26 protein-coding genes are annotated in these 23,908 nt (G+C 71.2%); 8 read left to right on the top strand and 18 right to left on the bottom strand.

Annotated features, from left to right (window positions below; translation table 11 throughout):
* Nucleotides 1–32: 32 nt before the first annotated feature.
* A complete protein-coding gene (gene erpA, locus ACIBH1_RS07855) occupies nucleotides 33–386 on the bottom strand; it encodes an iron-sulfur cluster insertion protein ErpA (RefSeq protein ID WP_181608244.1) in 354 nt (117 codons plus the stop codon).
* Between the two features lie 113 nt (nucleotides 387–499).
* Between erpA and nadA the strand changes: the two genes are divergently transcribed.
* Entirely contained in the window at nucleotides 500–1,630 is a 1,131-nt protein-coding gene (nadA, locus tag ACIBH1_RS07850; RefSeq protein WP_397312821.1) for a quinolinate synthase NadA, read from the top strand.
* A gap of 75 nt (nucleotides 1,631–1,705) precedes the next feature.
* On the opposite strand, the gene ACIBH1_RS07845 is transcribed toward nadA, so the two are convergent.
* From ACIBH1_RS07845 to ACIBH1_RS07810, 8 genes are all read right to left on the bottom strand, one after another.
* Nucleotides 1,706–2,323, bottom strand: a complete 618-nt coding sequence (locus ACIBH1_RS07845; RefSeq protein ID WP_397312820.1) for an SIMPL domain-containing protein — start codon at nucleotides 2,321–2,323, stop codon at nucleotides 1,706–1,708.
* Between the two features lie 107 nt (nucleotides 2,324–2,430).
* Complete coding sequence (locus tag ACIBH1_RS07840; protein WP_397312818.1) at nucleotides 2,431–4,692, bottom strand: protein kinase; 2,262 nt, start codon at nucleotides 4,690–4,692, stop codon at nucleotides 2,431–2,433.
* Nucleotides 4,693–4,696: 4 nt separating this feature from the next.
* Nucleotides 4,697–6,046 (bottom strand): DUF998 domain-containing protein, encoded by a 1,350-nt coding sequence (locus tag ACIBH1_RS07835; RefSeq protein WP_397312817.1) that lies wholly within the window; start codon nucleotides 6,044–6,046, stop codon nucleotides 4,697–4,699.
* Nucleotides 6,031–6,363 (bottom strand): NIPSNAP family protein, encoded by a 333-nt coding sequence (locus ACIBH1_RS07830; protein ID WP_397312816.1) that lies wholly within the window; start codon nucleotides 6,361–6,363, stop codon nucleotides 6,031–6,033. Before ACIBH1_RS07830 ends, ACIBH1_RS07835 begins: the two co-directional genes overlap by 16 nt.
* 36 nt (nucleotides 6,364–6,399) lie before the next feature.
* Complete coding sequence (locus ACIBH1_RS07825; RefSeq protein ID WP_397312815.1) at nucleotides 6,400–6,945, bottom strand: hypothetical protein; 546 nt, start codon at nucleotides 6,943–6,945, stop codon at nucleotides 6,400–6,402.
* A 16-nt stretch (nucleotides 6,946–6,961) separates the two neighbouring features.
* On the bottom strand, nucleotides 6,962–7,846 hold the full coding sequence (locus ACIBH1_RS07820) for a M48 family metalloprotease (RefSeq protein ID WP_397312814.1): 885 nt from the start codon (nucleotides 7,844–7,846) through the stop codon (nucleotides 6,962–6,964).
* 10 nt (nucleotides 7,847–7,856) lie between these two features.
* Nucleotides 7,857–8,135, bottom strand: a complete 279-nt coding sequence (locus ACIBH1_RS07815; protein ID WP_181608237.1) for a hypothetical protein — start codon at nucleotides 8,133–8,135, stop codon at nucleotides 7,857–7,859.
* A complete protein-coding gene (locus ACIBH1_RS07810) occupies nucleotides 8,132–8,941 on the bottom strand; it encodes a PspA/IM30 family protein (RefSeq protein ID WP_397312813.1) in 810 nt (269 codons plus the stop codon). Before ACIBH1_RS07810 ends, ACIBH1_RS07815 begins: the two co-directional genes overlap by 4 nt.
* 117 nt (nucleotides 8,942–9,058) lie before the next feature.
* Here ACIBH1_RS07810 and ACIBH1_RS07805 point away from each other — a divergent pair, with 117 nt between their 5' ends.
* Nucleotides 9,059–9,670 (top strand): DUF3043 domain-containing protein, encoded by a 612-nt coding sequence (locus ACIBH1_RS07805; RefSeq protein WP_397312812.1) that lies wholly within the window; start codon nucleotides 9,059–9,061, stop codon nucleotides 9,668–9,670.
* 86 nt (nucleotides 9,671–9,756) lie between these two features.
* Here ACIBH1_RS07805 and ACIBH1_RS07800 read toward each other — a convergent pair whose 3' ends face one another.
* A complete protein-coding gene (locus ACIBH1_RS07800) occupies nucleotides 9,757–10,674 on the bottom strand; it encodes a hypothetical protein (RefSeq protein ID WP_397312811.1) in 918 nt (305 codons plus the stop codon).
* 63 nt (nucleotides 10,675–10,737) lie between these two features.
* On the opposite strand from ACIBH1_RS07800, the gene ACIBH1_RS07795 reads away from it, so the two are divergent.
* Nucleotides 10,738–11,736, top strand: coding sequence for an aldo/keto reductase family protein (locus tag ACIBH1_RS07795; RefSeq protein WP_397312809.1), 999 nt, complete (start codon nucleotides 10,738–10,740; stop codon nucleotides 11,734–11,736).
* 54 nt (nucleotides 11,737–11,790) lie between these two features.
* Here the strand turns inward: ACIBH1_RS07795 and ACIBH1_RS07790 are convergent, their stop codons facing one another.
* Complete coding sequence (locus ACIBH1_RS07790) at nucleotides 11,791–11,997, bottom strand: hypothetical protein (protein ID WP_397312808.1); 207 nt, start codon at nucleotides 11,995–11,997, stop codon at nucleotides 11,791–11,793.
* A gap of 80 nt (nucleotides 11,998–12,077) precedes the next feature.
* On the opposite strand from ACIBH1_RS07790, the gene ACIBH1_RS07785 reads away from it, so the two are divergent.
* Both ACIBH1_RS07785 and ACIBH1_RS07780 read left to right on the top strand, forming a co-directional pair.
* Nucleotides 12,078–12,734, top strand: a complete 657-nt coding sequence (locus ACIBH1_RS07785; protein WP_397312807.1) for an SCO2322 family protein — start codon at nucleotides 12,078–12,080, stop codon at nucleotides 12,732–12,734.
* Nucleotides 12,735–12,810: 76 nt separating this feature from the next.
* On the top strand, nucleotides 12,811–13,656 hold the full coding sequence (locus ACIBH1_RS07780; RefSeq protein ID WP_397312806.1) for a bifunctional adenosylcobinamide kinase/adenosylcobinamide-phosphate guanylyltransferase: 846 nt from the start codon (nucleotides 12,811–12,813) through the stop codon (nucleotides 13,654–13,656).
* A gap of 18 nt (nucleotides 13,657–13,674) precedes the next feature.
* On the opposite strand, the gene ACIBH1_RS07775 is transcribed toward ACIBH1_RS07780, so the two are convergent.
* The 4 genes from ACIBH1_RS07775 to ACIBH1_RS07760 form a co-directional block, all read right to left on the bottom strand.
* Nucleotides 13,675–14,370, bottom strand: coding sequence for an ABC transporter ATP-binding protein (locus tag ACIBH1_RS07775; protein WP_397312805.1), 696 nt, complete (start codon nucleotides 14,368–14,370; stop codon nucleotides 13,675–13,677).
* Nucleotides 14,346–15,212 (bottom strand): ABC transporter permease, encoded by an 867-nt coding sequence (locus tag ACIBH1_RS07770; RefSeq protein WP_397312804.1) that lies wholly within the window; start codon nucleotides 15,210–15,212, stop codon nucleotides 14,346–14,348. The genes ACIBH1_RS07775 and ACIBH1_RS07770 overlap by 25 nt, the downstream gene beginning before the upstream one ends.
* 121 nt (nucleotides 15,213–15,333) lie before the next feature.
* Nucleotides 15,334–16,377, bottom strand: a complete 1,044-nt coding sequence (locus tag ACIBH1_RS07765) for an ABC transporter substrate-binding protein (RefSeq protein WP_397312803.1) — start codon at nucleotides 16,375–16,377, stop codon at nucleotides 15,334–15,336.
* A gap of 159 nt (nucleotides 16,378–16,536) precedes the next feature.
* Nucleotides 16,537–17,331, bottom strand: coding sequence for an ABC transporter ATP-binding protein (locus ACIBH1_RS07760; RefSeq protein WP_397312802.1), 795 nt, complete (start codon nucleotides 17,329–17,331; stop codon nucleotides 16,537–16,539).
* A gap of 76 nt (nucleotides 17,332–17,407) precedes the next feature.
* On the opposite strand from ACIBH1_RS07760, the gene ACIBH1_RS07755 reads away from it, so the two are divergent.
* Both ACIBH1_RS07755 and ACIBH1_RS07750 read left to right on the top strand, forming a co-directional pair.
* A complete protein-coding gene (locus ACIBH1_RS07755; protein ID WP_397312801.1) occupies nucleotides 17,408–18,586 on the top strand; it encodes a phosphotransferase in 1,179 nt (392 codons plus the stop codon).
* Nucleotides 18,587–18,728: 142 nt separating this feature from the next.
* The gene (locus ACIBH1_RS07750) at nucleotides 18,729–19,562 is read left to right on the top strand and encodes an adenosylcobinamide-GDP ribazoletransferase (RefSeq protein ID WP_397312800.1); all 834 of its coding nucleotides are present in this window, start codon (nucleotides 18,729–18,731) and stop codon (nucleotides 19,560–19,562) included.
* Between the two features lie 286 nt (nucleotides 19,563–19,848).
* Here the strand turns inward: ACIBH1_RS07750 and ACIBH1_RS07745 are convergent, their stop codons facing one another.
* From ACIBH1_RS07745 to ACIBH1_RS07735, 3 genes are all read right to left on the bottom strand, one after another.
* Nucleotides 19,849–20,724, bottom strand: coding sequence for a CPBP family intramembrane glutamic endopeptidase (locus ACIBH1_RS07745; RefSeq protein WP_397312799.1), 876 nt, complete (start codon nucleotides 20,722–20,724; stop codon nucleotides 19,849–19,851).
* A 278-nt stretch (nucleotides 20,725–21,002) separates the two neighbouring features.
* Nucleotides 21,003–21,983 (bottom strand): hypothetical protein, encoded by a 981-nt coding sequence (locus tag ACIBH1_RS07740; protein WP_397312798.1) that lies wholly within the window; start codon nucleotides 21,981–21,983, stop codon nucleotides 21,003–21,005.
* Nucleotides 21,980–22,327, bottom strand: coding sequence for a GntR family transcriptional regulator (locus tag ACIBH1_RS07735; protein ID WP_181608222.1), 348 nt, complete (start codon nucleotides 22,325–22,327; stop codon nucleotides 21,980–21,982). Before ACIBH1_RS07735 ends, ACIBH1_RS07740 begins: the two co-directional genes overlap by 4 nt.
* A 77-nt stretch (nucleotides 22,328–22,404) precedes the next feature.
* On the opposite strand from ACIBH1_RS07735, the gene ACIBH1_RS07730 reads away from it, so the two are divergent.
* Nucleotides 22,405–23,898 carry a leucyl aminopeptidase gene (locus ACIBH1_RS07730; RefSeq protein ID WP_397312797.1) on the top strand — a complete coding sequence of 498 codons (1,494 nt, stop codon included), beginning with the start codon at nucleotides 22,405–22,407 and terminating at the stop codon, nucleotides 23,896–23,898.
* Nucleotides 23,899–23,908 lie beyond the last annotated feature (10 nt).

Below are 23,908 nucleotides of genomic sequence, written 5' to 3'. Positions count from 1 at the left end.
CCCCAAAGGCGAACGAGGCCTCACCACTCCTTCTAGTTGAAGGAGTCGCCGCAGGCGCAGGAGCCGGTGGCGTTGGGGTTGTCGATCGTGAAGCCCTGCTTCTCGATCGTGTCGACGAAGTCGATCGTGGCGCCCATCAGGTAGGGGGCGCTCATCCTGTCGGTGACCACGCCGACGCCGCCGAAGTCGGTGACGACGTCGCCGTCCATCGACCGGTCGTCGAAGAAGAGCTGGTAGCGCAGGCCCGAACAGCCGCCCGGCTGCACGGCGACGCGCAGCTGCAGACCCTCTTCGCCCTGCTGCTCGAGCAGGCTCCTGACCTTGGCCGCGGCCGCGTCGGTCAGGTTCAGGCCCTGCGCCGTGGTCTCGCTGCTCTCAACCGTCATGTGCTGACTCCCGTTCTGAGGTCCTACTAAGACGCTACCAACACCGCGCCGGTGCCACACATTCCCCGGCGTGTAGACTCCATACTCGTCACTTCGACGATAAGGGGTACGCCATGGCGATTCCGCTGTACATCCTGGGCCAGGAGACCGATCCGCACAGCGAGAAGGGCGTCGACTGCCCGGGCGAGCTGCCCGCGGCCTCCGACCCCGGCCTGGTCGAGCGCGCACGCAAGGCCAAGGAGGCGCTCGGCGACCGGTTGTTCGTCCTGGGCCACCACTACCAGCGTGACGAGGTCATCCAGTTCGCCGACGTCACCGGTGACTCTTTCAAGCTCGCCCAGCAGGCGGCGGCCCGCCCCGAGGCGGAGTACATCGTCTTCTGCGGCGTGCATTTCATGGCCGAGTCGGCCGACATCCTGACCACGCCGGGGCAGAAGGTGGTCCTGCCCGACCTGGCTGCCGGTTGCTCGATGGCCGACATGGCGACCTTCGACCAGGTCGAGGAGGCGTGGGAGGCGCTGGAGGACGCGGGGATCGCCGACGATGTGATTCCCATCACATACATGAACTCCAGCGCCGACATCAAGGCCTTCTGCGGGCGGCACGGCGGCGCGGTGTGCACCTCGTCCAACGCCAAGCGGGCGCTGGAGTGGGCCTTCTCACAGAAGAAGCAGGTGCTGTTCCTGCCCGACCAGCACCTGGGACGCAACACCGCGGTGCTGGAGATGGGCATGTCGCTCGACGACTGCGTGCTCTACAGCCCGCACCGGCCGCCGAAGGCCGAGGAGCTGCGCGGCAAGAAGATGATCCTGTGGAAGGGCCACTGCTCGGTGCACGGCCGGTTCACCGCAGAGTCGGTCGACGACGTACGGCGGCGCGTGCCGGGCGTGAACGTCCTGGTCCACCCGGAGTGCCGCCACGAGGTGGTGACCAAGGCCGACCACGTGGGCTCGACGGAGTACATCATCAGGAAGCTCGAGGCGGCCGAGCCGGGCAGCAGCTGGGCGGTGGGCACCGAGCTCAACCTGGTCAAGCGCCTGGCCCAGCAGTTCCCCGACAAGAACGTCTCGTTCCTCGACAAGACGGTCTGCTACTGCTCGACCATGAACCGCATCGACCTGCCGCACCTGGTGTGGGCGCTGGAGTCGCTGGTGCTGGGCGAGGTGGTCAACCAGATCACGGTCGACGCCGACACCGCCCACTGGGCCAAGGTCGCGCTCGACCGCATGCTCGCCCTGCCGTAAGCGGGCACGATGCCGGAAGGGCCTCCTACGGGAGGCTCTCCCCGGCCGTGACCAGGGCGCCGGGGGCGGGCGGAATCAGTCCGCGAAGCCGTACACGACCCTGACCGTGACGGAGATCGTCTGGCGGCCCGGGCTCACCGACCCCTTGGCGTCGAACGCCTCGGCGGCGGCCATGAGCGGCTGGGGCGGGCCGTTGACCTCCTCGCTGACCGACACGACCCGGCCGAGCCGGCGTTCGGCGAGCGAGGCGTACTGCGCGGCCTTGGCGGCGGCGTTGCCGAACGCGCGCTCGCGCGCCTTCTCCAGAACCTCGTCGGGCTTCGACAGCTCGAAGGCGACGCCGTTGAGCCGCACCTCCTCGCCGACTCCCGCCACGGTGTCGATGATCTCGTCGGCTCTGGACAGGTCGCGGATGACCGCCTCGACCCCCTGCGCGGCGCGGTAGCCGGCGACCTTCGGGTAGGCCTCGTACTCCGGTCCCAGCGACAGCTCGTTGGTGCGCAGGTCCACCGCGTCGATGCCGGCCTCGACGAGCGTTTTCGTCAGTTTGGCGGCGGCCGTGCGGCTGGCGGAGAAGGCCTCTCCCGGCGTGGCGCGGCGCACCTCCACCCCGGCCATCAGCCGCATCAGGTCGGGGGCCGCGGTGATCGCGCCCTCTCCGACGACCGTGATCTGCTCGTGTGTGTGGTCCATCGTCTGCCTCGCAGCGTCAGCAGCGGCCGTGAGTCAACTTGATCATAGGTGTCATGTCACCACCCGTCCGGGCACGACCCGGATTCGACGCGGCGACTTGACCATCTCTAGGCACCGGTGAAGCGCAGGCCCATCTTCCCGAGAGCCACCGGGTCAGTCGTGGTGGCCAGCACCCGTTTGACGTCGCCGCGCAGGTCGACGATGACGGCCTTCTGCCCGGTGCCGTCGGCGACCCATCCGGCGATGTGATCGTCGCCGAACCATCCGATCAGGCGGGTGCTGGCCAGCGGGATCGTGACGGCCTCGCCGCCGCCCGACACGGGGTGGGCGCAGACCGCGGTGCCCGCGGGCGTGCAGTGGGACAGGAAATACTCACCTGACGGTGAGACCGTGCCGCTTTCGACCCAGAGCGGCGAGCCGACCGAGCCCTCGGAGCCCACGAGCTTGCCGTCGAGGTCGTAGAAGCGCATCTTGCCGCCCGCCCAGGTGGCCACACGATCGTCGCCCGCCCAGAAGTAGCGCCACTCCCCCGCGCCCTTCTCCTTGGCCGGGAAGATCCTGACGGTGCCGGTGGCGATGTCGATCGTGCCGAAGCCGTAGGCGACGCTGGTGTCGCCCTGCGCCTTGTACAGGGTGACCAGGCCGGTGCCGCCGTCGGGCGACCAGCGCGGGGTGGTCGGGTAGATCGGGGCCTTGCTCAGCGTGATGGCCTTCCTGGAGCCGGTGGCGTGCTGCACGATCGACACCTGGGCGTAGCTGGTGGTGGTGTAGTCGCGATCGGTGGCCAGGGCCTGCTTGCCGTCGGGGCTGAGGGCGTATTCGAAGTAGTCCGCGTTGGCTACGAAGGTCCTGCCCTGCCGTACGTAGAGCTTGGTGCCGCCGTCGACGCTGTAGCTGGCCAGCCTGATCGGGTCGGAGGCGTGCTCGGTCAGCGTGATGGGCGCGCCGGGCAGCTTGAGCGCGGTGCCGGTGGGGGCGATCTCGGGTGACGGCGGCGGCTGGGTGGTGGGGGTGAGGGACGGCATGGAGCCGGTGCCGCCGGTTCCCTGGGGCGGGCGCGTGAGCCGTACGGCCACGTAGATGACCGCGACGAGGACCACGACGGCGGCGACCACCGACACGACGATCGCCCACCGGCCCGACCGCCCGGGGGCCGGGCGGGTCGGCTGGCCGGGCTGGGCGTACGGCGCGGCGGGACGGCCCGGCGGGTGCGGGCCGGGGGTGTGGGGCTGCGACGGGTGGCCGCCGTGGTGGGACCCCGTGTAGGCGGGGCCGGGCGGCGGCGGTTGCGGCGCGGAGTGGCCGGGGCCGTGAGGGCCGGAGTAGGGCAGGCTCGGCGTCTGCGGCGCGGAGTAGGACGGGTTCGGGGTTTGGGGTGCCGAGTAGGACGGATTCGGCGTCTGCGGCGCCGAGTAAGACGGGTTCGGCGTCTGGGGGCCCGAGTAGGCCGGGTTCTGCGGCCCCGAGACGTGAGGCGGCAGCGACGTGGGCGTGGAGTGGGGCGGCGACGTCGGGTGGGGCGGCGAGGCGGAGGCGGCACTGCCCTGGGCCAGGAGCGCCGTGGAGCCCGTGTGGCCGAGCAGCCGCATCAGCGCCTGGCTGGCCGTGGGCCGCCGCGCGGGGTCCTTGGCCAGGCAGTCGGCCACCAGCGACCGCAGCGCCGGATCGGCCACCACTGCCAGGTCCGGCTCGACGTTCATGATGCGGTTGAACACCGCGGGCAGGCTGTCGGTCCCGAACGGCGCGTGCCCCGAGGCGGCGTACAGCAGCGTGCACGCCCACGCGAACAGGTCGGAGGCCGGCCCCGGCTGCCCTTCGACGAGCTGCTCAGGCGCCATGAACGACGGCGTGCCGATGGCGGCGGCGGTCAGCGACGAGGTCAGGTCGAGCGCGCGGGCGATGCCGAAGTCGATGACGCGCGGCCCGTCGGGGGCCAGCACGACGTTGGAGGGCTTGAAGTCGCGGTGCACGATCCCGGCCTGGTGGATGGCGACCAGCGCGGTGACGGTGCCGATGGCCAGGCGGTGCAGAGAGGAGCCCGAGCGCGGGCCTTCGGCCCGGACCACTTCACCCAGCGTGGGCCCGGCGACGTATTCGCTGACGATGTACGGCCGCTGCCCGAACATGCCCGTCTCGATGACCTGGGCGGTGCAGAAGGGCGCGACGCGGCGGGCCAGGGAGACCTCGCGGACGAACCGTTCTGAGGCCTCGCGGTCTCCCGCGAGGTCGGCGCGCATCAGTTTGACGGCGACCTTGCCGCCGGTCTTGGCCTCGGCCAGGTAGACGGTACCCTGCCCGCCTTCGCCTAAGCGGGCGGTCAGGGCGTACTCCCCCACCCAGGAGGGGTCGCCCGGCCTCAGGTCCAACATGCCCCTATTGTGCCTGTGGCGCGCATGCCCGGACGACGACATCGGGCTGTCGCAGCTGAACCCGTTGCTCGGCGCGCACGATGCGGGCGCCGAGCGAGCGGGCCAGGACCTCCTGCCCGGCGTCCGGACGGCCGGCGTTGATGATCACGACGGGGATCGCGGGGAAGTCGTGCTCCTCGCGGACCTTCCACAGCTCGGCGCACATGTCGCGGCCCGCCAGCCACTCCCCCATCGTCGCCGCGAGGACCCGTCCCGAGCGGTACAGGCCGCTGCGGTCGTTCGCGCCGGTGACCGCGCGGTGCAGGGCCGGCCCGGCGACCACGGCCGCCGCGTGCGCTCCCCACGTGCCGCCCATGGCGGGCAGCCAGCGGCCCACCGTACGGCCCAGCTGGCTGGTGCCGCGTTTGCGGGCGATCTGCACGACCGGGTCGACCAGGACCAGGCTCCTGATGCGCAGGGGGTGCAGGCGGGCGAAGGCCTCGGCGTGCCAGGCGGAGGTCGCGTGGGCGACCACGGTGACCAGTTCCGGGTGGGCGGGCGCCAACGCGGCGAGCCTGGCCGCTTCGCCGTACAGGGTGGGAGGGAGCTCCTCGCAGGCGCTCAGGCCCAGGCCGGGCCGGTCGAAGCGGATCACGCGGTGCCGTACGGCCAGCTCGTCGGCGACCCGGTCCCAGTGGTACCAGGCGCCGGAGGGCCCCGAGGTGATCAGGACGGCCGGTCCGTCGCCCGCGCGGACCACGTGCTGGACGCCCGGGTCGACGACCGGGCGATGCGTGACCAGCCGCAGCGCGATGTAGAGCAGCCACAGGGCGATCATGGCCAGCTGCGCCCGCTGGGCCAAGCCGGCCAGGGTGCCGGCGGCGATGGCCGCCAGCTCGGCCACGGTGGTCAGCAGGGCGGCCGTGGTCACGGCCCACGCGAGTCTCGTACGGCTCAGCAGCAGCATCGAGACGGTCACCGAGGCGATGGCCAGGGCCGCGGTGACGTAGTGCGCGTGGTGCGAGAACGATCGTTCGCCCCGCTCGCAGGCGGGGTCGCTGAGCGCCGCGCAGTCGAGCGGGAAGAGCGCCTCCCCGAAGGTGAACAGGCCGAACAGGCTCAGGGCCAGCCAGCCCGCCCACTCGTGCGCGACCCTGGGCACCAGCGCCACGCCGATGAGCGTGGCCAGCCCGGCGACGGCGGTGGTCAGCCTGAACATCGCCGACCACGACTGGTCGCGCGCGGCGAGTTCGCTGACGAAGCCGCTGCTGCGGTCGACCGCCGGGTCGGCGAACTGGCCGGTCACCCAGGCGCTGTAGAAGATCGCCGCGATGACGAAGGCCCAGGCGGCGGCGATGATCAGTCTTCGCTCCACGTGATCATTAGATCACTGTCCGGAATCACTACGGTGTGGTAGTGCTCGATTCGCTCCAGAACGGCGCTTCGTGGGCCGTTGTGCCATTCCGGGCTGCCGTAGAAGGCCTCCTCCAGGCGGTCACGCTCGTCGGCGTCGGCGAAGGCCCTGATGATGTAGGCCTCCTCCCAGTCACCCTCCTTGACCAGGGAGGGCCCGGCGGCGACGACGGTGATGCCGAAGCTGCGCAGCAGGGGCACGCCCTGGGTCCGCATGACGTGGACGAAGTCGTCGAGGGTGCCCGGCTTGAGCCGGTAGGTACGGATCTCGTAGATCATGGGCGCACTCTAGGCGGCGAACACTGACATCCTCTGTCACGCCATCGGGCTGTCCCACAGCGCGAACCAGCGGGCCTCGTCGGGCTCGACGGGCAGGTCGTCCGCGAGCGTCGCGGCGACCTTGCGCTCCAGCTCGGTGTCGCGCCCGCGTCCGGGCAGCGGGGCGAAGGGGTAGAAGCTGCCGCGACGGTAGAGGTAGACCATGGCCAGGCGCCCGGAGCCGCCGGCGAAGGCGACGGCCGAGCACAGCAGCGAGGGGGCGAAGTCGGCGCCCTCCAGGGTGGCGTTGACCGAGTGGAGCTCGGCGACCAGCTTGTCGAGAGGATGGCTGACCGTCAGCCATGTGTAGCCGTAGGGGTCGGAGGTTTCCTCGACCCGGCTGCCCAGCAGCGCCTTGGCGTCCTTCTGCACCCGCGTGAAGGCCCTGCCCTCGGCGGCTCGAAAGCAGACGGCCCCCTGGCCGGTGGGCGCCAGGCCGGTGGCGCCCTCCAGATGGGGCGCCGCCTGCGGCAGGGCGAACAGCGCGTCGAGGTCGGGCTCCGCCGGGGCCTGGCGCCCCAGCAGAGCGTCGAGCCATCTCATGGGCGGCCCAGGAGGGTCATGTGCCCAGCTCGGTGGAGATCCATCGCAGCTGTTCCAGGCGGCGGGCGGTCGGCGGATGGGTGGACAGCAGGGCGTTGACGCGATCGCCCGACAGGCCGGGGGCGAACATGGCGCCGTTGAGCGCGTGGGAGCCGCGCAGCGCGTGGGCCGGTCGCGCCGACAGATCTTCGGTGATCTTGGTCAGCGCGGAGGCCAGGGCCGAGGGCTGCTGGGTGAGCAGGGCGCCGTCACGGTCGGCGGCCAGCTCGCGATAGCGGGAGAAGGCCCGCGTGAGCAGCAGGCTGATGACGTGGACGACGGCGGCGACCGCGGCCACGACCAGGCCGAGCGGGATCAGGAAGCGACGGCGCGGCCCGAGGCCGAGCCCGACCGCCATGCCCCACAGCAGGCCGGCGGCCACGCCGAAGACCGACACAATCGTGCCGAGCGCCACGTCGCGGTGGGCCACATGGCTCAGCTCGTGGGCCAGGACCCCTTCGAGCTCGCGCCGGTCGACCCGGTCGAGCAGGCCCCTGGTCACGCAGACGACCGCCCGGCGCGAGGTGTGCCCGGCGGCGAAGGCGTTGGGCTCGGCCGACTCGGAGACGGCCAGGCGAGGTTTGGGCAGGTCGGCCAGGGCACACAGGCGGTCGAGCATGGCATGCAGCTCGGGAGCCTCGGCCGGGGATACCTCGCGCGCACCCATCGCCGCCACGACCATCCGGTCGCCGGCCAGGTGGAGCACCACGAGGACGGCCACCACGACCGCGGTGGCGATGGCCGCCCCCACGCCTAAGGCGATGAGGGCGGCCGCGAAGGCGACATAGAGCACCGACAGCAGCGCCAGCGTCACCAGCATGCGCCGGATCAGGCGAGCGTCGGGGGCGAACCGCGAACGCACGGCCGCTGACCTAACCGGGGATGAGACCCTGGTCGGTCAGCATCTCCCGGACTTCCTCGATCGAGGCGTCGGCGGGAGGGAGGATCAGCTCGGACGGCTCGAGACTCTCGTCGGGGAGAGACTTGCCGACGTGGCGGACCTTGTCGAGCAGCGCGTGGAGCTTGGTGCGGAACTCGTCTTCGTTGTCGGCGACGATGGCCGCCTCGAGCTCGCTGTCGAGGTCGTTGAGCACCGCGATGTCATCGGGTGCGACCTCCACCTGCCCCTCGCCCATGATCCTGATGATCATACGCCCTCCCCCGGCTGGCGCTGTGGCTGCTGCTGCGTGTGGTTCTGCTGGGTCGGCTGCGCCTGGCCCTCGGCCTGACCCTGCTCGATCGACTGCTGCGGCTGCGAGCCCATGCCGAGCTCGGCCTTCATCTTGGCCAGCTCCAGCTCGACGTCGCGCCCGCCCATGCGGTCGAGCTCCAGCTGGATGTCGTCGCCACGGCTGCCGCTGAAGTCGTCGAGCACGCCGCTGGCCAGCAGCTCGTCGATGGCGCCCGCGCGGGCCTGCATCTGCGCGGTCTTGTCCTCGGCGCGCTGGATCGCCAGACCCACGTCGCCCATCTCCTCGGAGATGCCGGAGAAGGCCTCGTTGATGCGGGTCTGCGCCTCGGCCGCGGTGTAGGTGGCCTTGATGGTCTCCTTCTTGGTCCGGAAGGCGTCGACCTTGGCCTGCAGGCGGTGCGAGGCCGTGGTGAGCTTCTCCTCCTCGGCCTGGAGGTTGTCGTGCTGGACCCGCAGGTCGGCGATCTGCGTGTTCAGACTGCCACGGCGCGTCAGCGCCTCACGGGCCAGGTCTTCGCGGCCCACGGACAGCGCCTTGCGGCCCTGGTCCTCCAGCTTCCTGGCCTGCGCCTCGATCTGGTTGATCTGAAGCTCCACGCGCTTGCGCGAGGTCGCCACGTCGGCGACGCCACGGCGCACCTTCTGCAGCAGCTCGAGCTGTCGCTGGTAGGAGTAGTCCAGCGTCTCGCGCGGATCCTCCATCTTGTCCAGGGCCTTGTTGGCCTTGGACTTGAAGATCATGGAAAGTCTCTTCATCACGCTCATGCGCGTCGGCCATCCCCTTCTTAGGTTGTGCTGTCGGTCACCCAAGCCGCCTTGGGATTACCCTACGCATAACGCACGGGGGCGTCACTAAGTTGCAGTCCAGGTAGGGTTGACGTCGTGTTGCGACGCCGTTCCCAGACCACCGCGGACTCCCCCGTCCCCGCTGACGATCCTAAGCCCCAGGGTAAAGGACGACCCACTCCCAAGCGCCGAGACGCCGAAGGGCGCCGGCGCCAGCCCGTGAGCGCGCCCAAGGACCGCAAAGAGGCCTACCGGCAGCTGCGGGCCAAGCAGGCCACCGAGCGCACGCGGGCCCGCGAGGGCATGATGCGCGGCGAGGAGAAGTACTTCCCCGTCCGCGACCGCGGCCCGGTGCGCAAGTTCGCCCGTGACTGGGTCGACTCGCGTCGCCTGCCCTCGCAGTACTTCCTGCCGTTCTCGCTGCTCATCCTGCTGCTCACCTGGATCCCGTGGGGCAACCCGCAGACCCAGGGCCTCGTCTACACCTACGTGATCACGGTCGGCTGGCCGATCATGATGGTGGGCGTGCTCTTCACCTCGATCTACGTCTCGTGGAAGGTGAAGAAGGAGGCGCTGGCGAAGTTCCCCGGCGAGTCCATGAAGGGCGTCGGCTTCTACGCCGCCATGCGGGCGCTGCAGATCCGCAAGCTGCGCTTCCCGCCGCCCCAGCTCGCGCCCGGCGGCAAGCCCGTTCAGCCCAAGCGCTGAGATTTTGCCCTTTTCTGGGGATTGTTTGATCGTGGTGCCTGAGCCGGGGGCCGCGGGCGCGTGCCGCCCGCGGCCCTCGGCGCATCTCAGCTCGACGGTTCCCAGCGCAGGCGCCCGGCGACCACGCGCGGCTCGACGCCCGCCAGAGGGCTGCCCCGCTCCAGGGCCACGGCGACGGAGCGCAGGGTGTGCAGCCAGGAGGCGCCCAGCGGCCTGGGGAAGGAGCTGGAGCTCGCCGGGTGGCTGTAGCCCACCGCTCCGGTGGCCGGGTCGAGCCAGGCGAACGGCGCCACCGGGATGGTGCGACGCAGCGTCGCGCCATCGGCCTGTCCGGTGCTCTGTCGCGTGACCAGGACCCCGCCCTGGCCGGCGCAGGCCTCGCGCCACGCGCCCAGGATCTGCCTGGCGCCGTAGGCGGGGCCGAAGCCCGGCGGCAGCGGCAAGCCGCCATCGTGGCGCAGCAGCGAGGCCCTGAGGTCGTCCGGCAGGCCGATGCCCATGCGCGCCTCCGCGACGGCCACGGTGCGAGCCCTCCCCTGCCGTCCCAGCCCGTCGAACGTGCGCGGCGCGTTGGCCGCCGTCCAGCGCTCGATGCGCCGCCACTGCCGCGCGACCGCCTGCCGTACCCGAGGGGAGATCGGGCGGACCGTCACCGCCTCGCGCGGGGCCGGGCAGGCGACGACGGCCTGCGGCGTGAGAGCGGGCGTGGCGGTGGGCGTGGGGATGGGCGTGGCGGCCGCGGTGGCCCCGACCTGCCACGGGAGAGCCGGGGCGGCCTGCTGTTCGCCGCGTGAGGCCGACGGGGTGAACACCACCGAGAGCGTGACCACCAGGGCCGCGGCGACGACCGCGGCGGGCACCCACAGGCGCACCCGACGCTCCGCGGGCACGGGCGCGGGCGACGGGAGGGGCTCGGCTTTCGTACGGCGTCCGCGGCGGCGCAGCCGCACCACGATCGCGGCCAGGACGGCGGCGGTGAGCAACGCCCGCAGGATGTTCGCCACGGCGACGACCCTATCGCCAGGCCGTGGCGGCAGCGGTTGTCCCAAGCCCCTAAGGTCGGATGTATGGAATTTCGTCACCTCGGCCGTAGCGGCCTGCTCGTCAGCGAGATCAGCTACGGCAACTGGATCACCCACGGCTCCCAGGTAGAGGAGGACGCCGCGAAGGCCTGCGTTCAGGCGGCGCTGGAGGAGGGCATCACCACCTTCGACACAGCCGACGTCTACGCGGGCACGAAGGCCGAAGAGGTCCTGGGCCGGGCCCTGAAGGGCCAGCGCCGCGAAGGCCTGGAGATCTTCACGAAGGTCTTCTGGCCGACGGGTCCCGGCAAGAACGACCGCGGGCTGTCGCGCAAGCACATCACCGAGTCGATCAACGGCTCCCTGCGCCGCCTGCAGACCGACTACGTCGACCTGTACCAGGCGCACCGCTTCGACAACGCCACGCCGCTCGAGGAGACCCTCAAGACCTTCGACGACCTGGTCCGCCAGGGCAAGGTCCTCTACGTCGGCGTCAGCGAGTGGAACGCCGAGCAGATCGCCGCCGCGCTGAAGATCGCCGACGAGATGGGCTTCGACCGCATCGTCTCCAACCAGCCGCAGTACTCCATGCTGTGGCGGGTCATCGAGTCGGAGATCGTGCCGCTGAGCGAGAAGGAGGGCGTCAGCCAGATCGTCTGGTCGCCCATCGCGCAGGGCGTGCTGACCGGCAAGTACCTTCCCGGCCAGGCGCCGCCCGAGGGTTCGCGCGCGACCTCGGAGGCGGGTGCGGGCTTCATCAACCGCATGCTCAACGACGACGTGCTCACCCGCGTGCAGGAGCTCAGGCCCGTCGCCGCCGACCTGGGCCTGACGATGGCGCAGCTGGCGGTGGCGTGGGTGCTGCAGAACCCGAACGTGGCCTCGGCCATCGTCGGCGCGACCCGGCCCGAGCAGGTCCGCGACAACGTCAAGGCCGCGGGCGTCAAGCTCGACTCCGAGGTCATGAAGAAGATCGACGCGATCCTCGACCCGATCGTGGAGCGCGACCCGGCCAAGACCGTCAGCCCGGCGACGCGTCCGTAGCCCCGGAATTGAGCGAACCCCTTGAGTCACATTCGACTCAAGGGGTTTTCTCATTCACTCGGGGCGCAATGACATACCGGTGTATTCAATTCTGTCGTCCTCGAGGAGCGCGACCTGTTCTACGCCGGATTCCAGCAGCTCACGCCAGTTCTCGCCGAGCCAGGATTCCGCATCCGCCTGGCTCGGAAAGACCTCTCTGGGCAAAGGGCGATCCGTTACCTCACCACCATTGGCGTTTTCATAACGCCACCGCCATGTCATGAATTACGCTCCTCTTTCACACCGGTTCGCGCGGACCATCATTCAGGCTGCACCCTACTCCCGAGCATGGAGGCCGATCGATGCTGCGCGCATTTCGTGTCGCCACCTTTTCCGCTGTCACAACCTCACTCGTCACCGCACTGACCCTGTCCTCCCCCGCTCTGGCCGACCCCAACGCTCCGCGGAGCTGGAGTTTCTGGCAGAGCGACGGCACCGCCTGGTTGTCGGCATCGTCCGCCGAGTCGCCCCCTGAGGGCTCGGTGATCGGCTGGCGCTTCTCCGCCGGCGCCGACACCGAGCCACCCGGAGGCGAGGTGCCCGACTTCGCCACCGTGTGCGGCAAGCAGGCCGCCGCACCGGCGGGCAGCAAGCGCGTGGTGATCGCCGTGGACTTCGGCGACGCCGAGGTCGACGCGCACCCCGGCGAGCAGCCGCCCACGCAGGGCGTGCTGACCTGCGCCACGGGCTCCGCCGACGCCACCGCCCTGCAGTTGCTCGCCACCGCCGCCAAAGCGCGCGTGGACGGGTCGCAGCAGGTGGTGGCGGTCAACGGGTACCCGGCTCGCGCCCAGGGCACCGACCTGGCCGCCCCGGCTGCGGCCGCGGGCGAGCAGAGCACCGCCGCCGCGTCTGACGGGCTGCCGTGGGGCTGGATCCTCGGCGGGGCGGGCGCGGTCGTGCTGGTGGCGGGAGGCGCGATCCTCGCGACCCGCCGCCGCACGCCTGCCAGGCACTGACCTGGCCACCGGGCGCCGCTCGCCCCCAGGAGGGCCCCGTGCCTCTCTCCCCGCCGTCACTGGGAGACTGGCCGCCGTGGAGGTCGTTTTCCTGGGTACGGCGGCGCCGGACGGCTGGGCGGCGCCCGGTTGCGCGTGCAGGTCATGTCTGGCCCCGCCGCAGCACCACCGGGCGCCGCTGGCGACGGTCCCGGCCGAGCTGCCCCCCGATGTGGTGCTGCTCGACGTCGCTACGTTGCCCGAGCGCCTGGCGGAGCTGCGGCGGGCCGGGCTCGACGGCTCCGCCCACGTGGTGGCCGTCGGCCTGGACCACCGGGTGCGCTCCCTCGACGAGCTGGAGCGCCGCCTGGCCCTGTGGGGTGCGCGTGCCGTACCTGACGGGTTCGTCCTCGACACCAGCGCCCCCTCGGCACGGCGGCCGATGCCTCGGCGCACCCTCGTCCTGGGCGGGTCGCGGTCGGGCAAGTCGGCCGAGGCCGAGCTGAGGCTGGCCGCCGAGCCGTACGTCACCTATGTCGCGACCGGCCCGTCCGGCGACGACGACCCGGAGTGGGCGGCCAGGGTCGCCGCCCACCGCGAGCGCAGGCCCGCGCACTGGCGCACGGTGGAGAGCACCGACCTGGCCGAGGTGATCGCCGGGGCCGAGACACCGCTGCTGATCGACGGGATCGGCACGTGGGTGTCGACCGTGCAGTGGCTCGACCCCGACGGGTTCGAGTCCCGCTGCGACGACCTCGTGGAGGCCTGGAGGCAGGCGCGGCGGCCGGTCGTGGCCGTCTCCGACGAGGTCGGGCTGGGGGTGGTGCCCGCCACGACCAGCGGACGCCGTTTCCGCGACGCGCTGGGACGCGTGAACCAGCGCCTCGCGGCGGAGTCCGAGGAGGTCTGCCTGGTCGTGGCGGGACGTGTCATGCGGCTGTGAGCCCGTTTCCGGGGACCGTCAGCCTGCGGTCACCCCGAGCGCCTCGAGCAGGTCGTCCCTGATGCCCTGCTCGTCGCTGCGCCGCTCGGCCGCGATGCGGCCGTTGTCGAGCACGAGCACCCGGTCGGCCAGCGCGATCGCCTCGTCCACGTCGTGCGTGACCAGCAGCACCGCCGGACTGTGCGCGAGGCACAACTTCTTCAGCAGCGCGTGCATCCTGAGCCTGGTCAGCGCGTCCAGCGCGCCGAACGGCTCGTCGGCCAGCAGCAGCTCCGGCTCCCTGACCAGCGACCTGGCCAGCGCGACACGCTGCTGCTCGCCGCCGGACAGCTCATTGGGCCAGGCGTTCTCGCGCCCCTTGAGCCCCACCTCCTCCAGGGCCCGCCTGCCCCTGTCCTCCGCGCCGGACAGGCCCAGGACGACGTTGTCGAGGACCTTCTGCCACGGCAGCAGGCGGGCGTCCTGGAAGACGACCGACACCTGGGTCGGCACGTCCAGCTCCCCGTGGCCGCTCACGTCGTAGTCGAGCCCGGCCAGCGCGCGCAGCAGGGTGCTCTTGCCCGAGCCGCTGTGCCCCAGCAGGGCGACGAACTCGCCCGGACGGATGTCGAGATCGAGGTCGTCCAGGACCGCGCGCTCGCCGTACGTCCTGGTCAGGTTCCTGATCCGGACGGCAGGCGCCTGCGTGATCAGTCCGCCAGCGTCTTGCGCCACGACAGGGCCTTTCTTTCGACCAGCCGCACGGCGGCGTCGGAGAACAGTCCCAGCAGGCCGTACAGGACCAGGCCCACCAGGATGATGTCGGTCTGGCCGTAGGTCCTGGCCAGGTCCATCATGTAGCCGATGCCGGCGGTCGAGTTGATCAGCTCGGCGACCACCAGGAACAGCCACGAGATCGTCACCGCGAACCGCATGCCCAGCAGGAAGCCGGGCAGCGCCCCCGGGAGCACCACCGTGCGGATGAACTGCACCCTGCTCAGCGAGACCGTCTCGGCCAGCTCGATGTAGCGGCTGTCGATGCTGCGCAGGCCGTTGTGGGTGTGGATGTAGATCGGGATCATCACGCCCAGGGCGATGATGGTGACCTTCATGCCCTCGCCGATGCCGAGCCACAGGATCAGCAACGGCAGCAGCGCCAGCGACGGGATCGAGCGCTTGAGCTGGATCGGGCCGTCGATCAGGGCCTCGCCCACCCGGCTCAGGCCGCTGACGACGGCCAGGGCGACGCCGATCGGCACGCCGAAGCCCAGGCCCAGGGCGACGCGCTGCACCGAGGCGAGCAGGTTCTGCTGCAGGCGCCCGCTCTCGACCAGCTCGACGGTGGTGGCGACGACCTGCCAGGGGGCGGACAGGAACCTGGGGTCGATCAGGCCCGCGGCGGATCCGATCACCCAGGCGGCCAGGATCAGGCCGGGGCCGATGAGGAAGCCGAACCTGATCGGGGCGCCGGGCCGCAGGGTGCCGCGCCGGGCCCGCCGTACGGGGGCGGGCAGCGGCGGCCCGGCCGGCGAGAGCGCGCTCGCCGCGGCGGCCGCGGACTCCTGGAGTGTCGTCATCAGGCACCTGCCCCTTCGGTCACGGGCGCATGGACGGTCGTCATCCCTGCCGTTTCGGTCAGGGGCGCGTGGACGGTCGTCATCCCTGCCGTTTCGGTCAGGGGCGCGTGGACGGTCGTCATCAGGCACCTGCCTTGATCGCGTCGGCTCCCACGGACTGGTACCGCAGGTCGTACAGGTCGGCCGCCTTGAGCGGCTTGTTGCCCAGTTCCGCGGCGAGCAGGTCGATGGTCTCCTGGTGCCGCGTGATCGCCTCGCTCCAGTCGGCGGGCAGCTCGGGCTCGCCTGCCGCGTCGACCAGGTACTGCCCGTCCTCGGCGGTCAGCCCCTGGTCCTTGACGTAGTAGCCGTCGATCCACTCCTTCGGGTGCTCGTAGACCCACTTGACGGCGCGCGCCCAGGCGGCGACGTACTCCTTGACCGCGGCGGCCTTGGCCGGGTCCTGCAGCACCTCGGTCGGCACGTAGAGGTGGCCGGGATCGTCGCGGATGCCGTGGTTGACCGTGGTCGCGCCGTCCTTGCCGAACTGGGCGAGATAGCGCTTGATCTGCACGCCGCCGATCGGCGCCACGTCGACCTGCTTGGAGGCCAGGGCCTTGGCGTAGACGTCTCCGGTGCTGGGCAGCTCGATCAGGGTGACGTCGTCCTTGGTCAGTCCCGCCTTCTTGAGCACCTTGAGGATCAGGGCGCCCTGGGCCTGGCCGGGGCTGAAGGCGATCTTCTTGCCGCGCAGCTCCTGCAGGGTGGTGACGGCGGTGCCGGGCGCCACGCCCAGGACGTAGGTCGGGTGGTTGAGCGCGTCCTTGCGGTAGCGGGAGGCGACGATCTTGGTCGGCAGACCGGTCCAGGCGGCGTGGATGGGCGGGATCTCGGCGACCGCGCCCACGTCGAGCGCCTTGGCGCGGAAGGCCTCGGAGGTCTGCGGGCCTCCGCTGAGGTTGGCCCACTCGATCTTGAAGGAGAACGAGTCGATCTGGCCCGACAACGTCAGCGCCACCTTGGTGGAGGGGTCGCCCACCCTCAGGACGGTGCCCTGCGGGACCGTCGTCGGCAGGGGGTCGGTGGGCTTGAGCTGAGCGGTCGCCGCCTCGGAGCCGGAGCCGCAGGCGGCGCTCAGGGCCAGAAGGAGGGCAGGCAGAACGTACCTGAGTGAACGGGGGGACATGGCTAACCCTTCAACGTGAACGGAATGAGTGGCGCGAAGGGGCCGAAAAGGGCCGCCTCAGGAGCGGCAACAGCACGTCATGCCCTCAACGGTAAGGAGAGCATGGGGTTAAGTCAACATTTCCTACTGGTTTTATATGAAATTATCCCCCGCCCCTGCTCAGGCGCGTCTCGCGTACCAGCGTCCCCCGTCGCTCTCCACCCGCAGCGGGCGGCCGAAGCACTCCGACAGCAGCTCCCCGGTCAGCACCTGCTCGACCTCTCCCTGCGCCAGGACCCTGCCGTCCTGCATCAGCAGCGCGTGCGTGGTCGTCGCGGGGATCTCCTCCAGATGGTGGGTCACCGTCACGGTGGTCAGCATCGGCCGGTTGCCCGCCAGCTCCTCCACCGCCTCGATCAGGTCCTCCCTGGCCGGCAGGTCCAGCCCGGCGAACGGCTCGTCCAGGAAGATGACGGACGGCTCGGGCATCAGCGCGCGGGCTACCCTGATGCGCGCCCGCTCCCCCTGCGAGCAGACACGGAACGGCCGCTCGCCCAGCTCCTTGCAGCCCAGATCGGCCAGCATGCGGGTGGCACGCTCACGCTCGGCGGGGCCGTACCTGTCCCACAGCGGCGCGCTCGTGCCGGTGTGGCCGGTCAACACGACGGTGTGCGCGGTCGCACCCTCCTCCTCCAGGAGCTCCTCGTCGATCAGGTGCTGGCTGGCGCTGACCAGGCCGAGGTGGCGGCGCAGCTCTCGCATGTCGACGCGGCCGAGGCGGTGCCCGAGGACGGTGACCGTCCCCTCGCTCGGGTGCCGTACGGCGGCCGCGAGCGAGAGCATCGTCGTCTTGCCCGCTCCGTTCGGGCCCAGCACCACCCAGTGCTCGCCGTACCCCACCTGCCAGTCGACTCCCGCCAGGAGAGTCCTGCCCACCACGTTGACTGTGACCCCGGTCAGCTCAAGCGCATACACGCAGCTCACGATAACGTGCGTAAACGTGCTACAAGAGCAGATAAATCAACTGATCACGTATGACGCTCGGCAGCGGATGATCCCGGACGATCGTGACGCCCTCGCCGCTCTGGTGGCACAGCCGCCCACGACACCCACCGCTTTCGCCGACCTGCGGGCCGCCGGAATAGGCCACCTGGCCCTGGGCTCCCACGACCAGGCCCTCGACCTGCTGGACCAGGCGATGGAACTCGCCGACACCCCGGCACGCGTGATCGCCGTGACGATCAACCTCGCCGACGTGTACCGCTACGCGGGCGACGCCCCCACGGCCGAGACCCTCTACCGCCGCGCCCTCGACCTGGCGCGCGCTCAGGCCCCCGCCTACCTGTCCTTCGCGCTGCAGCACCTCGGCAAGGCCCTGGGCGAACAGGGCCGCCTCGACGAGGCCCGCGACCTGCTCACCGAAGCCCTCGCCCTGCGTGAGGCCGCCCAGGGCGACCCGTCGCTCGCGGCCGGTACCCGCGCCGCGCTGGCCGCACTCGACGACCCCGCCTTCGTCCTGCCCCTGCCGCCCTCCGTGACCGCCCTGCTCGGCCCCTCCCCCTCGTGGTCACACGCCCACGAGGGGCTCAGCGGCACCGTGGCGCTCGTCAACGACGCGTACTACGTCAAGCGCGGCCCCCACGCCCGGCGCGAGCACGAGCGCCTCACCTGGCTCGGCGCGCGCGGCATCGCCGTGCCCGACGTCGCCGCGTTCGAGGACGACGTGCTCGTCCTCGCCGACGCCGCCACCCCCAGCCTCGCCGCCTCCCCACCCCCCGGGATCGGGACGGTCATGGGAACGGTGCTGAAGCACCTCCACACGCTGCCCACCGCCGCCTGCCCCTTCGACGAGCGCCTCGACGTCCAGCTCGCACGGGCGCGCCGTCAGGTGGTCGAAGGGCTGGTCGACGTCGAGGACTTCGACGAGGACAACCTCGGCCTCACCGCCCGCCAGGTCCTCGACCGCCTCCTCGCCGAGCGGCCCGGCGAGGAGGACCTGGTGGTCACGCACGGCGACTTCACGCCGTCGAACGTCCTGAACGGCGGAATGCTCATCGACCTCGGACGCGTCGGGGTCGGCGACCGGTACCGCGACCTCGCACTCGCCACCCGCGACCTGCACGAGGACTTCGGAAAGGGAGCGGTCGACGAGTTCTTCACGGCGTACGGCCTTCCTGCGCCGGATTCAGAAAGGCTCACGTACTACCGCCTACTCGACGAGCTCTTCTAACCGCGCCTCGCGATCGCCGCCCCGTGATCACCGCCTCGTCCATCCGAGCCCCGTGATCACCGCCTCGTCCGTCCCAGCCTCATCATCGCCGCCTCGTCCATCCGACCAGGGCGAACACAGAACCCACCTAGGATCAACCATCATGTCCTGGAGTCCGGGTGCCCGATTCGCGATCGGCACGCTGAGCATCTTCCCGGTCCACGTGACCGTCGTGAACCGCGACGTCGCGGGCCGGGCGATGACCCTCGCCCCAGCGGTCGGCCTCCTCCTCGGCCTGATCGCCGCCCTCCCCCTGTGGTGGCGCCCCGACCTGCTCGGAGCCGCCCTCAGCCTCGGCCTCCTCGCCCTGCTCACCCGAGGCCTCCACCTCGACGGCCTCACCGACCTCGCGGACGGCCTCGGCAGCGCCAAACCCGCCGAGCAGGCGCTGCAGATCATGAAGAAATCCGACATCGGCCCCTTCGGCGTGATGTCACTCGTCTTCCTCCTCCTCACCCAGGCCGCCGCCCTCTCCACCCTCGGCCCCGCCCTCGCTCCCGCCGCCCTGATGACAGCCACCATCTCCGGCCGCCTAGCCCTCACCTGGGCCTGCCGGACCGGCATCCCCAGCGCCCGCCCAGACGGCCTCGGCGCCATGGTGGCCGGCACCGTACGGCGAAGCTGGGCGCTCGTCGTCACCCTGGTCACTGTCGGTGCCGTGCTGCTCGTAGGCGTGGGGGCCCAGTGGATCGCGTCGGCGATGGCTTCGGCTCACATCACCGGGCAGGGCTGGCTCAACGGGCAGAGCCTACTCACGGAGCAGGACTGGCTCGCCGTCCTTACACCCCCGTTGGCCGCACTGGCCGGGTTGGCGGTGGCGCTGCTCCTGCTCCGTCACGCCCGGCGGCGGCTGGGCGGCGTCACGGGCGACGTGCTCGGCGCCCTCGTCGAGACCGCCACCACGGCGACTCTTGTTGCCTTCGTCGCACTCGTGTGACACCGACACGATCCTCTCAGGGCTCTGCCACGGTCGCCCGACTTCCCGAACCCTCGCCGTCTCCCCGCCAGGAACGACACCAGCACGCCTCGCCCGCCGCCCCGGAGTTGGCCCGGCGCCCTCGCCCCCTCATGTGCCCATGCCCACCACGCCTTGTCCGCTGCCGCCATGCGCTCCACTCAGCTGCCGCCATGCGCCCCGCTTCATTGCTGCCATGCGGACGCCCCGCGCAGCTGCGCCATGCGCCCCGCCTCGTTGCTGCCATATGCTCGGATCCGCCACGGCCTCAGGCGCCGGTCACCTGCGCCTGCCGTACCGGGAACGCGCGGAACAGCACCGCCGTCACGACTGCCAGGACCACCCACCCGGCCACCCCCGCGACGCCGACGAGCGCGGCGTTGGGAGAGCCGCCGAAAACCAGCACCACAGGCCCCACCGCGTTAAGCGATCCATGCGCCACCACGGCGGGCCAGACACTTCCCGAGCGCAGCCTGAGCCATCCGAACAGAGCGCCGATCAGCACCGTGGCTCCGACGAACATGAGCGCGGCCCAGGCCCCCAGGTCGGGGTAGTTGTAGCCGAGCAAGGTCAGCGGTGCGTGCCAGGCGCCCCAGATCACCCCGGAGACGAGCACGCCGAACAACACGCCGCGCTCCGCCACGAGCCGGGGCAGGAGCCAGCCGCGCCAGCCCCACTCCTCGCCGAAGCTCTGGACGGCGTTGACGACCGGGCCGATCAGCGTGGCGCCGGCCACCTGGGCGATGAAGGCCGGCGTGAGGTCGGCGGGGACCGGGAGGCCGGCCGAGCGCAGGGTGGTGGCCAGGCCGGACAGGTCGGGCTGGAGCCAGCCGAGCAGCAGGCTGAGTGCGATCGAGATGAGGATGATGGCGGGGATGCCCAGCCAGGCGGCCAGGATGAGCCGGGCCGTACGGCCTTGTGCGGGGCCGATGGTGAGGCCTGTCTCGGCGGCGAAGTGGCGGAACGGGGTCCGGCGCGTGAGCCAGACGGCGAGGACACCCAGCGTGGGCGTGAGCATCAGGAGAGAGCCCCAGAGGAGGAACTGGGAGGACTCCAGCCCGTCGCCCAGCCACAGGGGCAGGGCGACGAGCCATGACAGGCCGAAGGACACCGCCAGGAACACGATGATGTCGCGCTTGGGCACGGACGCGGGTTGGGTTCTGGGCTGGCGAGGGGCGGGGCCGGGCCCCGCGCCGCCCTCGTCGGGCAGGGGTGCGGAGCGGGTTCCGGGCTCCTTGGACGTGGACGCCGCGCTGGCTTCAGCCTCGCCAGACGCAGAGGCCTGGCGAGAGCCGGACGCAGAGGACAGATGAGAGCCGGACGCGAGGGACGGGCGTGAACCAGGCTCGCCGGGCGTGGAGGACGGGCGAGGGTCGGCCGTGCCCGACCCGGAGGGTGGGCCGGGGTCGGGGTGGTGGTTGGTCATGACACGCGCTCCTGGATGAGGGCGTTGAGGAGCGAGGCTCCCCGCGTCGCGTCGTCGATGCTGACCACCAGTTGCCCGCCGGAGTGGTAGCGCAGCACCAGGCACTCCCCGCCCCTGATCATGATCGCGGCCATGCCCGGCACTCCGCGGAAGCCCCAGCCCCCGACCTGGCTGGGGAAGCGCTCCTCCGCCCACGCGGACTCGATCTTGGAGAGCCTGATCCTCCGCACCGGCCACCCGAAGGGGCCGAAGCCGATCGCGACGCCGTCGTCGCTGACGCGGACGGTGACGGCGCAGGTGGCGATGCCGGCGGCCGTGGCGACGAACATGAGCGGCACCACGATGGCTGCGGTCTGCGGCGGCATGACGCCGGTCAGCCAGAGGACGGCGGCGACGACGGCGACCGCGAGGGGGACGACGGACAGGGGGTAGAGCCACGCGTTGGCCACCCGGCTGACCCAGACGGAGCGCTGGCCGGCGCGGAGGCGGAGCTGGGGCGGGGCCTCGCCGGTGGGGGTGGGCTGGTCGGGTTCGCCGCGGCCGAGGAAGCCGGCGAGTGCGCCGAGGGCGAACGGAAGGGTGACGACGGCGGCGACGCTCCAGGCGGACAGGCGGGCGTCGGTCCAGGCGGGGGCGTCGAGGTTGGCCAGGATGGTCGACAGGTGCATCACGGCGACGAAGGCGCCGCTCCAGATCAGCGCGGCCCACCAGTAGGCGCGGGACAGCCGCCTGGCGAAGGCGCGGCCGTCGACGGCGATGCCCATGAGGACCACCCAGAACAGCGCCCACATGCCCAGCACCGACAGCAGGATGGCGGTGAAGGTCGAGTTTCCGTCGGGCTGCATGCCCGAGCCCCAGTGGGTGGCCAGCGGTGAGGGCAGTCGATCGCGGAAGGCGAAGGAGACGGCGAGGATGGCGGCGGCGATGAGCACGCCCCAGGCGGCGCCGGCCAGCAGGGCCCGGTTGCGGGAGGTCATGGCAACTCCTTCACGATCTCGATCAGGTCATCACGGCTGTAGCCGTAGCGTCGGGCCTCTTCCAGCAGCTCGCGTGCCTTGGTGAGGATGGCGAGCCGGCCCTCGACCACGCTGGCGACGCTGACCCCGCGCCCGCGGCGGAACTCCAGCACGCCCTCGTCGCGCAGCTCACGCAGCGCCCGCAGGACGGTGTTGGCGTTGATGCCGAGGGCGTCGGCCAGGTCGCGGGCGGGTGGCAGCCGGTCTCCTGCGGAGTAGGAGCCCTCGGCGATCGCGTGGCGGATCGCCGAGGCCACCTGCTCGTGGAGCGGCCGCGGGTCGTTCAGGTTCAACGTCAGCAGCATGATGCCAATGAAACTAGCACCATCCGGCGGATGGTGCTACCCCGGGTGGCTTCATATTGATGGGATGACCCTGTGTTATGCATAGGGACAAACCCTGGATAGCATCGGTTTACGTGACCACTGTGCGGCTGAACTCAGCAGACCCTGTCTCGTACGACACCGACGCACTCATCGTCGGGTTCCACCCGGGTTCCGACGCCCCCACGACGGGCGTCGAGGGCTTGGAGCAGGCTTTCGGCGGCAAGCTCGCCCAGACACTGAAGTCTCTGGGCTTCAAGGGCAAGGCCGGCGAAGTCGCCAAGGTGCCGACCTTCGGCTCCATCACCGCACCGGTCCTGGTCGCCGTCGGCCTGGGCGAGTCGGCCGACTCCGAGGGCCTGCGCCGCGCGGCCGGCGCCGCCGTACGCTCGCTGGCCGGCACGAAGCGCGCGGCGCTCGCGCTGCCCGCGGGCAGCCCCGAGCAGGCCGAGGCGGTCGCGCTGGGCGCGCTGCTGGGCGCCTACACCTTCAACCGCTACCGCGCCGACAAGCACGAGAGCGTCGAGGCGCTCGACGTGCTCACCGACGGCGACACCGAGCGCGCCAAGACGCTCGCCGACGCGGTCAACCTGGTGCGCGACCTGGTCAACACGCCGCCGTCCGACCTGTGGCCCGGCAAGTTCGCCGAGATCGCCGAGGAGACCGGCGGCCAGGCGGGCCTGAAGGTCGAGGTGCTCGACGAGAAGCAGCTCAAGGAGGGCGGCTACGGCGGCATCCTCGGCGTCGGCCAGGGCTCGGCCCGCCCGCCGCGGCTGGTGCGCCTGTCCTACACCCACCCCGAGGCCGACAAGACGGTCGCGTACGTCGGCAAGGGCATCACCTTCGACTCGGGCGGCCTGTCGATCAAGCCGAGCGCCGGAATGGACTGGATGAAGTCCGACATGGGCGGCGCGGGCGCGGTCTTCGGCGCCATGGTCGGCATCGCCAGGCTGGGCCTGAAGGTCAACGCCGTCGGCTACCTCTGCCTGGCCGAGAACATGCCCTCCGGTACGGCCCAGCGCCCTAGCGACGTGCTCCACAGCTACAGCGGCAAGACCGTCGAGGTGCTCGACACCGACGCCGAGGGCCGCCTGGTGCTCATGGACGGCATCGCCCGCGCCGCCGAGGACGACCCCGATCTGATCGTCGACGTCGCGACCCTGACCGGCGCGCAGATCGTCGCGCTCGGCTGGCGTACGGCAGGCGTCATGTCCAACGACGACGCCATCAGGGACCTCGTGGTCGCCACCGCCGCCGAGCAGGGCGAGGGCGCCTGGGGCATGCCGCTGCCCGAGGAGCTGCGCAAGGGCCTCGACTCCCCCACCGCCGACATCGCCAACCTGCAGCCTGAGCGCTGGGGCAGCATGCTGGCCGCGGGCATCTTCCTCAAGGAGTTCGTGCCCGACGGCGTCAAGTGGGCGCACATCGACATGGCGGGACCCGCCTTCAACCGGGGCGAGCCCCACGGCTACACCCCCAAGGGCGGCACCGGCGCCTTCGTGCGCACCCTCATCGGACTGGCCGAGCGGCACGCATCCGGCCTTGCCAAGTGAAAAGATGACG

Source organism: Nonomuraea sp. NPDC050663, assembly GCF_044456985.1.
GTDB lineage: Bacteria > Actinomycetota > Actinomycetes > Streptosporangiales > Streptosporangiaceae > Nonomuraea.
The sequence above is the reverse complement of the archived record's forward strand: the minus strand, read 5'-3'. Positions and strand labels throughout refer to the sequence as shown.

Coding starts and splice junctions, on each gene's coding strand:
- ACIBH1_RS07755 (WP_397312801.1), top strand. CDS start 17,408: ATGATCCCGGACGATCGTGACGCCCTCGCCGCTCTGGTGGCACAGCCG.
- ACIBH1_RS07770 (WP_397312804.1), bottom strand. CDS start 15,212: ATGACGACACTCCAGGAGTCCGCGGCCGCCGCGGCGAGCGCGCTCTCG.
- ACIBH1_RS07795 (WP_397312809.1), top strand. CDS start 10,738: ATGGAATTTCGTCACCTCGGCCGTAGCGGCCTGCTCGTCAGCGAGATC.
- nadA (WP_397312821.1), top strand. CDS start 500: ATGGCGATTCCGCTGTACATCCTGGGCCAGGAGACCGATCCGCACAGC.
- ACIBH1_RS07825 (WP_397312815.1), bottom strand. CDS start 6,945: ATGAGATGGCTCGACGCTCTGCTGGGGCGCCAGGCCCCGGCGGAGCCC.
- ACIBH1_RS07790 (WP_397312808.1), bottom strand. CDS start 11,997: ATGACATGGCGGTGGCGTTATGAAAACGCCAATGGTGGTGAGGTAACG.
- ACIBH1_RS07845 (WP_397312820.1), bottom strand. CDS start 2,323: ATGGACCACACACACGAGCAGATCACGGTCGTCGGAGAGGGCGCGATC.
- ACIBH1_RS07815 (WP_181608237.1), bottom strand. CDS start 8,135: ATGATCATCAGGATCATGGGCGAGGGGCAGGTGGAGGTCGCACCCGAT.
- ACIBH1_RS07840 (WP_397312818.1), bottom strand. CDS start 4,692: ATGTTGGACCTGAGGCCGGGCGACCCCTCCTGGGTGGGGGAGTACGCC.
- ACIBH1_RS07750 (WP_397312800.1), top strand. CDS start 18,729: ATGTCCTGGAGTCCGGGTGCCCGATTCGCGATCGGCACGCTGAGCATC.
- ACIBH1_RS07810 (WP_397312813.1), bottom strand. CDS start 8,941: ATGAGCGTGATGAAGAGACTTTCCATGATCTTCAAGTCCAAGGCCAAC.
- ACIBH1_RS07765 (WP_397312803.1), bottom strand. CDS start 16,377: ATGTCCCCCCGTTCACTCAGGTACGTTCTGCCTGCCCTCCTTCTGGCC.
- ACIBH1_RS07785 (WP_397312807.1), top strand. CDS start 12,078: ATGCTGCGCGCATTTCGTGTCGCCACCTTTTCCGCTGTCACAACCTCA.
- ACIBH1_RS07740 (WP_397312798.1), bottom strand. CDS start 21,983: ATGACCTCCCGCAACCGGGCCCTGCTGGCCGGCGCCGCCTGGGGCGTG.
- ACIBH1_RS07730 (WP_397312797.1), top strand. CDS start 22,405: ATGCATAGGGACAAACCCTGGATAGCATCGGTTTACGTGACCACTGTG.
- erpA (WP_181608244.1), bottom strand. CDS start 386: ATGACGGTTGAGAGCAGCGAGACCACGGCGCAGGGCCTGAACCTGACC.
- ACIBH1_RS07830 (WP_397312816.1), bottom strand. CDS start 6,363: ATGATCTACGAGATCCGTACCTACCGGCTCAAGCCGGGCACCCTCGAC.
- ACIBH1_RS07735 (WP_181608222.1), bottom strand. CDS start 22,327: ATGCTGCTGACGTTGAACCTGAACGACCCGCGGCCGCTCCACGAGCAG.